General features: G+C 59.2%; 10 protein-coding genes. 2 read left to right on the top strand and 8 right to left on the bottom strand.

All coding sequences use genetic code 11. The features are described 5' to 3' along the window. The first annotated feature begins 324 nt into the window (after nt 1–324). Nucleotides 325–555: a hypothetical protein gene (locus tag AC1DLB_RS20665; RefSeq protein WP_018928020.1), complete on the top strand. Its 231-nt coding sequence runs from the start codon at nt 325–327 to the stop codon at nt 553–555. A gap of 139 nt (nt 556–694) precedes the next feature. After that, nucleotides 695–934 carry a DUF2789 domain-containing protein gene (locus AC1DLB_RS20660; protein ID WP_018928021.1) on the top strand — a complete coding sequence of 80 codons (240 nt, stop codon included), beginning with the start codon at nt 695–697 and terminating at the stop codon, nt 932–934. A gap of 7 nt (nt 935–941) precedes the next feature. Here AC1DLB_RS20660 and AC1DLB_RS20655 read toward each other — a convergent pair whose 3' ends face one another. The 8 genes from AC1DLB_RS20655 to AC1DLB_RS20620 all read right to left on the bottom strand — a co-directional run bounded on the left by AC1DLB_RS20655 (nt 942) and on the right by AC1DLB_RS20620 (nt 9,677). After that, nucleotides 942–1,145, bottom strand: a complete 204-nt coding sequence (locus tag AC1DLB_RS20655; RefSeq protein WP_064617034.1) for a hypothetical protein — start codon at nt 1,143–1,145, stop codon at nt 942–944. 121 nt (nt 1,146–1,266) lie between these two features. After that, the gene (locus AC1DLB_RS20650; protein ID WP_371924287.1) at nt 1,267–2,490 is read right to left on the bottom strand and encodes a methyl-accepting chemotaxis protein; all 1,224 of its coding nucleotides are present in this window, start codon (nt 2,488–2,490) and stop codon (nt 1,267–1,269) included. 632 nt (nt 2,491–3,122) lie between these two features. Next, a complete protein-coding gene (locus AC1DLB_RS20645) occupies nt 3,123–3,527 on the bottom strand; it encodes a TraR/DksA family transcriptional regulator (protein ID WP_007935965.1) in 405 nt (134 codons plus the stop codon). A gap of 326 nt (nt 3,528–3,853) precedes the next feature. Further along, the gene (locus AC1DLB_RS20640; RefSeq protein WP_018928024.1) at nt 3,854–4,876 is read right to left on the bottom strand and encodes an ABC transporter permease; all 1,023 of its coding nucleotides are present in this window, start codon (nt 4,874–4,876) and stop codon (nt 3,854–3,856) included. Between the two features lie 57 nt (nt 4,877–4,933). Further along, entirely contained in the window at nt 4,934–6,343 is a 1,410-nt protein-coding gene (locus AC1DLB_RS20635; protein WP_477785553.1) for a sugar ABC transporter ATP-binding protein, read from the bottom strand. Nucleotides 6,344–6,412: 69 nt separating this feature from the next. Continuing rightward, a complete protein-coding gene (locus AC1DLB_RS20630; RefSeq protein ID WP_111453825.1) occupies nt 6,413–7,339 on the bottom strand; it encodes a sugar ABC transporter substrate-binding protein in 927 nt (308 codons plus the stop codon). Nucleotides 7,340–7,705: 366 nt separating this feature from the next. Further along, the gene (locus AC1DLB_RS20625) at nt 7,706–8,758 is read right to left on the bottom strand and encodes a Gfo/Idh/MocA family protein (RefSeq protein WP_477785552.1); all 1,053 of its coding nucleotides are present in this window, start codon (nt 8,756–8,758) and stop codon (nt 7,706–7,708) included. Between the two features lie 58 nt (nt 8,759–8,816). Beyond that, nucleotides 8,817–9,677 carry a sugar phosphate isomerase/epimerase family protein gene (locus tag AC1DLB_RS20620; RefSeq protein WP_477744570.1) on the bottom strand — a complete coding sequence of 287 codons (861 nt, stop codon included), beginning with the start codon at nt 9,675–9,677 and terminating at the stop codon, nt 8,817–8,819. Nucleotides 9,678–9,768: the final 91 nt, after the last annotated feature.

Below are 9,768 nucleotides of genomic sequence, written 5' to 3'. Positions count from 1 at the left end.
CAGGATTTCCTCCCTGAAGCGCATCTGCTCCCGCGTTTTCAGGTGGTATTGGCCGGCAACGCCTTTTTCCACATCAGGGAAATATCCACCGGACGTGTCAGAGGTTTCCGCGCCGACCATAACGAAGCCTGCGCCCTTGCCCGCTCGCTCGAGTCTCGCAACTGACTCATCTTGCGGCATTCACATTTATAGACGTTTCGTCACGCCGGCGACTTAACTCAGCCGCCGGCAGGCAACTACTGCCATACTGCCCGCCCCATGAAACCCGTCTCCAGGGTGGACGGCGCTCAATACAACATAATATTTCAAAGGGAAGACTGCTACGTGACGGAATTTGATATCGGTGAATTTTTTATCCGGGGCGAAGCCAGAGAGGTCGACGGTGAATTCCAGGCAGTCATTATCATGCGCGCCAAACCACCGTTGACCACGGTGTCGTATCACCAGGTCGAAAAGGATCGCTGGTTCAAGACTGCGGAAGTCGCGACGATTGCCGCCCAGGAGTCCGCCAAAGCCCTGAAGCTTGCCGTCGATGAGGGTGCGTTGAAGGGCTGACCATCGGGTTTACAGTCTATGCTCATCCCTGCTTTGAACATCGTTATCGAACTCCCTGGCGCGCGGCCCCCTCAGATGCAATGAAGCCGCACCTCAGACCTCACGCCCGAGGCGATTGATTATCTGCAAGGAGATGAAGATGGATTCACCCACACATGACTTGAAAGGCTTGTTCGACCAGCTCGGCCTGGACTCCAGCGAAAAGGCCATCGACGATTTCATTGCCCTGCATTCACCGTTGCCCGATGACAAGAAACTCATCGATGCCGAGTTCTGGACTCCGCAACAAGCCGGCTTCCTCAAGGAACAACTGCGTGAAGACGCCGATTGGGCGCACGTGGTCGACGACCTGAACCTGCGCATGCACCAGATTCACTAGCTGAGGTTCAATGCAGGCTGTCGGGCATTTCGACGTTCAATTGTGCCAACCAGGCAGCCCTGCACTCCTCGGCTTCATTACGACTGGAGAACACCGTCCCCCGGCGCTCACCGTTGAGCAGCACCACCCAACAGACGCTCTGCCCCATCGCTCGCAAACTGGCGGGCACGCCGCTGCCAATCATGACCGCGACATCGACTTTGCTTTGCATGCTGACCTCTCGAATTTCATTAGCGACCTAACTATGCAGGCATGTTAATGAGTTCATCCTCGAGGAAACAGCAACGGCGTTGCATAGCTTCGTTGCATATGCGGTAACAATTGCCAGGCTATCAGCGAGGCTTTTCCGGTTTGTAGCCCAACCGCAATCCACCCCAGTGGCGCCCCTTGAGCATGATCGGCACCGAGAGGTCGTGCATCAGTTCACCGGTGTCGCGGGTGTAGGTCTGCAACAGTACGGCCTGCTGGTGGCTGCCACAGCGAATCCCGGTGCGGTCGGCGAACTTGCGCTTGGTGCGGTTTTGCAGGGTATCGACCTGCACGTCGCCGGTCAGTGGCTGGCTGAACACCGTGTTGTGGGTCGGGACATACCCCTGCTGCGTGCAGGCAATGGCGAATACCAGGCCTTCGTGACGCGGCAGCAACGGTTCCTGAATCGCCGGCAAGACCTGATCGGTGTAACGGTCGAAGCGGGTCTGGTATTTGGTCGGGCTGGTGTTGGGGATCGTCTGATAATTGCGATCAAACAGGTCGTCGAGGCTGATCCGGCCCTGGTCGATATCCGCCTCGAAACGCGCCGCAATCTGACTCGCCCCTTCGCGGGCCAGGTCGTAAATCCGCTGATGATAGTCATCCAGCCCGACTTCGGCGAGACGTTCACTGATGGTTTCGGCCTGCCCTTCCATTTGCACCGCCGCCTGGGCCAGGCGCTGGGTTTGCTGGTCACTGATCGCCAGGTCGCTGCGCATTTGTTCGATGGCGTGGAACAGGCTGTCGAGTTGTTCGCGATTAGTGTCTGCGCCCAGAGCGATTTCCCCGACCTGCCTTTCAACACCGGCCGCCAGGCGCGCGATGTTTTCCAGGTGCTGCCCCGTGTGCTCGACCTGCGCAACGCCAGTATTGAGGTCGCTGGCCAACTGACGAATCTGCTCCACCACTTGCGCGGTGCGTTGTTGAATATCGGCGACCATCTCCCCGACTTCGCCGGTCGCCGTCGCCGTGCGCGCGGCCAGGCCACGAACCTCATCGGCCACCACCGCAAACCCGCGACCGTGTTCCCCGGCCCGCGCCGCTTCGATGGCTGCGTTCAACGCCAACAGATTGGTCTGGCTGGCGATGGACTGGATCACCAGCGTGACCCGCTGGATATCGTCACTGCGCAGGCTCAGGGCTTCGATCAACTCGCGGCTGCTGCTGGCACGCTGACTGAGTTGATGCATGCGCGCAATGGACTCGATCAGCTCCGTACGCCCTGCCGCGCTGCTCTGATGGGCTTCGCTCGCCGCGCTCAAGGCTTCCCGGCTGAGTGTCGAGGTAGCCTGTTCGGTGGCGATCATCACTTCAGCGCTGCTGACAATCTGTGCTGCGGCGCCGAGTTGCGATTGCAGCTTGTCGGCCAGTTGCTTGACCGAAAAGGCCACGCCGGCGGCCGACAAGGCGTTATGACTGGTGGTATAGGAAAGATCGCGAGTCAAACCGGCGATGGCGCTGGCGTTGTCAGCCGGGGTTGCCTGCGGCAGCGTGCGCGAGCGCAGGCGCGGCAGCCAGATAATCAGCACAGCCAATGGCAGGCCAAGGTAAAGCGACCAGCCAGCCAATGCCATGCCACACAGCAAGAGCATCAGGGCGATGCTTTGCAGAGTCGGCGTGAGCCACTGGTTTTTCGGCAAAAGTACGGCTGCGGGCACTGCCCCAGCCAGAGACCCGTCTCGCGTCATCGTTTGTCACCCCAGGCATCTTCTAATTGTTGTATCCGCATTAAACGCCACCACAAGGCCATTATCTATGGTCCGTTAGTAGTGGGGGGTTGCAGCAGATCAATAGAAGTGCACGGGTGTTTTCGCAGACGTCGAAAAGCAAAGATCGCAGCCTTCGGCAGCTCCTGCACGGGTTCACATAAACCTGTAGGAGCTGCCAAAGGCTGCGATCTTTTCAAGGCAGCCAGTTATTAGCTGGCTGCCTCACAGAATCAGGCCTGACGCTGGTGCTTGTCGATCTGCTCGTGACGTTCTTGAGCTTCGATGCAGTACTTGGTGGTCGGGCTGATCAGCAGGCGCTTGAGGCCAATTGGCTCGCCGCTGTCATCGCACCAGCCGAAGCTGTCTTCCTTGATGCGTTCCAGGGCCTGTTCCAACTGAGGCAGCATGCGCTGGTCGCGATCGATCGCGTTCACCAGCCAGGTGCGCTCTTCTTCGACAGAAGCCGCGTCAGCCGGATCGGCCGGGGTGTCCAGGCTCTCGATGGCGATGCGATTCTGTTCGATGCGCTCATGGGTTTCGACTTTCATGTTCTGCAACAGCTCAGAGAAAAAAGCATGTTGCTCGGCATTCATGTAGTCATCCGCCGGCATGGCCAGCAACTTGTCCTTTGTCATTGATATCTCTATAAAAAAACGTGCATTAAGGCGAATTAGGGAGCGTTCCGTTGAGCCTTGTGCGGTCATTGGAACGGCGCCGTTTATTCCAAGCGCCACCCGGCACTCAATTTACGAGGGGCGGCAGTCTAAGGCCGACTTGAGGCCTCAGCAACTGAAAAGACAGCAAATCTGTCCGACAAAGCCCTGAAAGTGCTCTATGGCGAGCTTTGAGGCGCTTATCGGAGTGCGTTTATAGCAAGAAATTCAGTCCAGCGGCTGTATATAGAAGACAAACGGCTGCGCCACGCGGGTCAGGCGTGGCGCAGTTTCGTCTTTCGTGTGGCTTAACGCTTGAGTTTGCGCTTGTTGCGGTACTGGTCGATGACCACCGCCACCACAATAATCAGCCCCTTGATAATGTCTTGAATATAAGCGTCAACACCGACAAAGGTAAAGCCGCTGGCCATGACCCCGAGAATCAATGCCCCGATTACGGTGCCAGTGATGCGCCCAACGCCACCGGCCAGGCTGGTGCCGCCGATGACCGCCGCGGCAATCGCGTCCAGTTCATAAGACATGCCCATCCCGGCCTGCCCGGTCGCGGCCCTTGCCGACGCCACCACCCCGGCCAGGCCGGCAAGCAACCCGGCGATGCTGTAGACAATCACCAGATGCCGCTTGACGTTGATCCCGGAGGTGCGCGCCGCTTGCATATTGCCGCCGATGGCGTAGGTGTATTTACCGTACTTGGTGTAGCGCAGGGCAATGTGAAAGATCACCGCCACCACCAGAAAGATGATCACCGGCATCGCGCCATGCCCAATGGCCGTGTAGGAATCCGAGAGCATGCTCACCGGCTGACCTTCGGTGTAGTAGCGCGCCAGACCGCGCGCCGAGACCATCATGCCGAGGGTGGCAATGAACGGTGGAATCCCGGTGATCGCAATGATGCTGCCGTTGATCGCCCCCGCCAGCAATCCCACCCCCAACCCGGTGATCACTGGAATCCACACCGGCAAGTCAGTCAGGGACGGAAACACCGCCCGGGCAAAGTCCGAGGTCTGGGCCAGGCTGGCGGCAATCATCGCCGACAGCGCCAGCACCGAACCGGAGGAAAGGTCGATACCGGTGGTGATGATGACCTGGGTCACCCCGATCGCCAGCAGGCCGATGATCGACACTTGCAGGATCATCAGCACCAGGCGCTGAGAGTTCATCAGGAAGCTCTGGTCCCGCACGATCCAGCCGAACAGCTCGAAGACCAGACCGATGCCGATCAGTACCAGGAAGATACTCAGCTCAGTCGGGAAGCGCCGACGACTCTTGACCGGTGCCATTGCAGGCTTGTTTTCCAGTATCGCGTTCATAACCACTCACCCTTCTATTGCGTCGTCGACGGCGGCCACGGCCACCGCCGGCATCCATTAGTGAACCGCGGACATGCCCGAGGCCAGTTGCATCACTCGTTCCTGGGTCGCTTCGCTGCGGTCGAGGGTGCCCATCAGGTCGCCCTCGTGCATGACCATGACCCGGTCGCTCATGCCCAGCACTTCCGGCAGTTCCGAAGAAATCATGATCACCGCCATGCCTTCGCGCTCCAGCGACGGCGTTTTCACCCGCAGCTTCTTGCACATGTCTTCACACAACGCGCGCAGGGCTTTCTGCTGGATGAAGCCGTTGCCGACGTAATGGGGCAATACCGCCATTTCCATGTTTTCCAGCACCGACAGGCACGGGAACAGGCCGCTGAGCTTGCGATCTTCGGTCAACAACGCGAAGCCCTTCTCGATGGCCATGTGCGGATCAGTGATGCGCACCACCTCGCCGTCGAGCCGGATCTCGCCACCGTCACTCGGAGTGATGCCGAAAATCGCCTCGGCGACATTGGTCCGCCCCGAGCCCATCAACCCGGCAATGCCCAGGATCTCCCCGGCATGCAGGTCGAAGGAGACATCCTTGAAAATGCCGTCCAGCTTGAGATCGCGTACCGACAGCAACAGATCGCCGATCGGCTTCTCGCGCACCGGGAACAACTGGCTCAGTTCGCGACCGACCATCATCGAAATCAGGCTGTCGCCGTCCATGCTGTCGGCCCGTTGCAGGCCGATGTAGGCGCCGTCGCGGAACACCGCCACTTCATCGGCGATGCTGAACACTTCGTTCATTTTGTGAGTGATGTAGATGATGCCTTTGCCCTGGCTCTTGAGGTCGGCAATGATCGAGAACAGGTGGGCGACTTCCTTATCGGTGATAGCCGAAGTCGGTTCGTCCATGATCAGGATGTCGGAGTCGTAGGACACCGCCTTGGCGATCTCGACCATCTGCCGTTCGGCGATGCTCAGGTTGCCCACCTGCTCTTCCGGGTCGAGATTGATCCGCAGCCGCTCCAGCAGTTTGGCGGTGCAGCGGTGCATTTCGCGGTGATCGATCATGTGCAGGCCGTTGAGCTGCTCCCGGCCGATCCAGATGTTCTCGGCGATGCTCATGTGTGGCATCAGGTTGAGTTCCTGGTGGATCATCGCAATCCCGGCCTGGAGCGCGGCCAGTGGCGTTTCGAAGACCACCGGCTTGCCCCGCAGGCGCAACTCGCCAGCGTCCGGCTGGTAGATGCCGGCAATGATTTTCATCAGGGTGGATTTGCCGGCACCGTTTTCGCCCATCAGCGCCAGCACGGAACCGGGACGCACCCGCAGCTGTACGTCGGACAAGGCCACCACACCGGGAAAACCCTTGCTGACGTTGATGATCTCCAGCAGGTACGGCTCATCGACAGGTGTTGCGGTTGGCTGGATACCCACCAACGGGGTGCTCGAAGCAGTCGCTGAAGCGAACATGATCAGGTACTCCATCAGCAAGGTCGCGTCGCAACCTTGCGTGCTTATTGTTGTTATCGAACGGACGGACTATTTGAACTGGTCAACGTTTTGCAAAGTGATCAAGCGATACGGCACCCACACGGCCTGCTCCACCGGTTCGTTCCTGGCCATTTTCACCGCCGTGTCGACCGAACCATCAGCCTGCCCCTTGGCGTCCTGGAACACCGAAACCAGCAGAGAGCCCTTCTTCACCGCGTTCAAACCGTCGGGCGTACCGTCAACACCGGCGATCAGCACACTGCCTTTGGCGACACCCGCCTGTTGCAGGGCCATGGCCGCGCCAATCGCCATCTCGTCGTTATTGGAGACGACCGCGTCGAACTTGCGGCCCTGGGTCAGCCAGTCGTTGACCAGGGTCATGCCCTTGTCCCGCGACCAGATGCCGCTCTGCTCTTGCTCGATCTTGATGTTCGGGTACTTGGCCAGCACCTCTTTTACGCCCTTGGTGCGGTTGGTGGTGGAGTTGTTGGCCAAATCACCGAGCAGAATCACGATGTCGCCCTTGCCGCCCATTTTTTCCGCCAGGTACTGCATCTGCATCTGACCGGCCTCCAGATCGTTGGAGGCGACAGTGACCACGCCTTTGGGCAGGTTCATGTCGTCGGGACGACGATTGACGTACACCAGCGGAATGCCGGCCTTGACCGCCGCTTCGGTAATTTTCTTGGTGGCGGCGGTATCCACCGGGTTGACCACAATGGCGTCGACCTTCTGGCTGATGAAGCTTTCTACCTGGCTCAACTGCCTGACCACGTCGCTGCGCGCATCTTCGAACTGCAGCTTGACGCCATCGGGATAGGACTTGGCTTTGGTGTCCATGGATTCGCGCAGGTAGGTCAGCCAGGTGTCATCGAACTGCGCCATGCTGACGCCGATCTTCATGTCCGCGAGTGCGGCACCGCTGGCGAGCATCAGGGACAAGGCGAGCGAGGCGAAACGGATCTTGGTCTTCATGAAAGGTCTTTCTCCACATTCTTGTTGGTTTTATGGATAAGGCGTGACGATTTCAGTAAGCGGGCAAGCGGACTATCGGCGCTCCCGGAATGCAGCAGACCAGGGCGCCCTTGCGTTCGACGCAAAGCAAGCGAGAGACGGAATGAAACGAGACGCGAGGCAGGTCGCGAGAGAGGTGCAGCGCGGAACGTAAAGCATGCAGAGCAGAGTTGAAGGTTTTCATCGACGGTACCTGGCTTTGTTTCTTGTTTTTGGTGCGTCCTTCACTCGTTCAAGGCCTGCTTGAGCGTGATCGGACGTTGATAGTCGGCAACCTGGAAACGACTTTATTGGAAAATAATTTCTATATCAACTCATTTTAGAATTTTATTCTGATTTTGTTCCATGGCTTTCAAATGCGCTCAACGCCACCACTTGATGGCGCTCGAAACTGAGCCGCGCAGCGTCTAGCACGCGGGTGGTCGCCAGTGCATCACGGGGCTCGACCGGCAGTGGGCCACCGCTCTGTAACGCGGTTTGTAGCTGCAAATAGAACTGGTTCCAGCAACCTCGCTCGGACGGCACCCGCTCGCGCACCTCGCCCTGTTCGAACCATCCCCAGCGACGATGCTCTTCGACGCCCCAGCGCTCGCCCTCGGATTTGGGCGTGAGCCCGGCCAGGGCCGACGCCTCTTGCCCGTCCAGACCGTCGACGCTGTAGCAGCCCTGGGTGCCGGTCACGCGAAAACGCGGGCCGGGGGTGTTTTKCAGGCAACTGCCACTCAGGTGCGAGATCACGCCACTGGCATGGGTCAGGGACATGAAGAAGCCGTTGTCGAAGGTCTGGCCTTTTTCTAGGTAATCCAGTTCGGCGTAAACCCGGGTGACGGGGCCAAACAACAGCAACGCCTGATCCACCAGATGGCTGCCCAGATCGCGCAGGAAACCACCGCCGCTGCCGTTGTTCACCGACTGTGGCGAGTAGCGTTCGATCCGCGACTCGAAACGGGTGACCTGGCCCAGGGCACCAGACCCGATGAGTTTGCGTACGGTGAGGAAATCCGAATCCCAGCGCCGGTTCTGGTAGACGCTCAAATGTACGCCCTGACGCTCGGCCATGGTGATCAGGGTTTGCGCCTGTTGCGTATCGGCGGCGAACGGCTTGTCGCTGACCACCGCCACCCCGTGTTCGATGGCGTCGAGCACCAACGCCGGACGACCTTTGAGCGGCGTGGACACCACCAGCACATCAACCCCGGCTTCGACCAGTTGGCCAATGCTGTCGAAGGCCGGCACACCGGGATGTTCCGTGGCCAGCAGTTGTCGGCGCTCGGCGGAACGGGTGACCACGCCCACAAACGTCGCCGCCGGCAAACTGCTGATCAGCGGCGCATGGAAAAACCGGCCGCCATGGCCGTAACCGACAAGTCCGATACGCATGAAAGTATTCTCCTTATAGAACGCGGCCCCTGTGGGAGCGGGCTTGTGTATGCCGCGGTTATTGGCAGAGTTCGCGGGTCACGCGTTCGAGCATCATTCGGTTGGACTCGTCCGGCCGGTCTTCCCAGGCGAATACCGAGACGGTGGCGATGCCATCGAACTTGATCTCGCGCAAGGTGCCGAAAAACGCTTCCCAGTCGACCTCGCCCTGGCCGATGTCCAGGTGCTGGTGCACTGTGGCGGTGACGCCCGGCGGGTTGACGATGTAGCGCAAGCCTGAGGAAGCCTTGTGGTTGTAGGTGTCGGCGATGATCAAGTGACTCAGCTTCGAGCCGGAGTACTTGAGCATCGAGGCGATGTCACCCACGCCATCGTCATAGAAAAACGTGTGCGGCGCGGCGTAGAGGTAGTTGATCCAGTCGCGGTCCAGACCGCGAATGATGTCCACCGATTCGTTGTTGCGCTCGCAGAAATCATAAGGATGGGCCTGGATATCGAGCTTGATGCCTTCGCGTTCGAACTCGGGGATCAGTTCGTCCATGGAACGCATGAACTGGTTCTCGCAGACCAACGGGTTGTCCGACTGGCCGGTGAACTCGGTGTTGACCAGCTCGCAGTCCATCTCCACGGCAATCTGGATCGCCCGCTTCCAGTTGCGCACGGCGGCCACGCGCAAACCTTCATCGGCGGCGGCCCAGTGGTACATGGGTAATAAGGAAGAGAGTTTGACCCCGGTATCGCTCAGGGCTTTGCGAAATTCCTTGATCCGCGCCTTGTCGACTCGCGGGGCTTTATAGAACGGCAGGAAATCTTCTCGGGGCGACAGCTCGATGTGTTCGTAACCGAGCTCGGCGACCTTGTCGACCATCTTGCCCAGGGACAGGTTGCGGTACATGTAGGGGTCTAGTGCGATGCGCATGTTTTTTTGTTCTCCTTAACCAGAAATCGACACCATCCCCTGTAGGAGCGAGGCTTGCCCGCGAAGACGGACCTTCAGCCGACATCAATGT

This window comes from Pseudomonas sp. 05N434 (assembly GCF_056396965.1).
Note: the sequence above shows the minus strand (reverse complement) of the source record. Positions and strands in the feature narration are given on the sequence as shown.

Coding starts and splice junctions, on each gene's coding strand:
- AC1DLB_RS20630 (WP_111453825.1), bottom strand. CDS start 7,339: ATGAAGACCAAGATCCGTTTCGCCTCGCTCGCCTTGTCCCTGATGCTC.
- AC1DLB_RS20655 (WP_064617034.1), bottom strand. CDS start 1,145: ATGCAAAGCAAAGTCGATGTCGCGGTCATGATTGGCAGCGGCGTGCCC.
- AC1DLB_RS20645 (WP_007935965.1), bottom strand. CDS start 3,527: ATGACAAAGGACAAGTTGCTGGCCATGCCGGCGGATGACTACATGAAT.
- AC1DLB_RS20620 (WP_477744570.1), bottom strand. CDS start 9,677: ATGCGCATCGCACTAGACCCCTACATGTACCGCAACCTGTCCCTGGGC.
- AC1DLB_RS20635 (WP_477785553.1), bottom strand. CDS start 6,343: ATGTTCGCTTCAGCGACTGCTTCGAGCACCCCGTTGGTGGGTATCCAG.
- AC1DLB_RS20650 (WP_371924287.1), bottom strand. CDS start 2,490: ATGATCGCCACCGAACAGGCTACCTCGACACTCAGCCGGGAAGCCTTG.
- AC1DLB_RS20640 (WP_018928024.1), bottom strand. CDS start 4,876: ATGAACGCGATACTGGAAAACAAGCCTGCAATGGCACCGGTCAAGAGT.
- AC1DLB_RS20660 (WP_018928021.1), top strand. CDS start 695: ATGGATTCACCCACACATGACTTGAAAGGCTTGTTCGACCAGCTCGGC.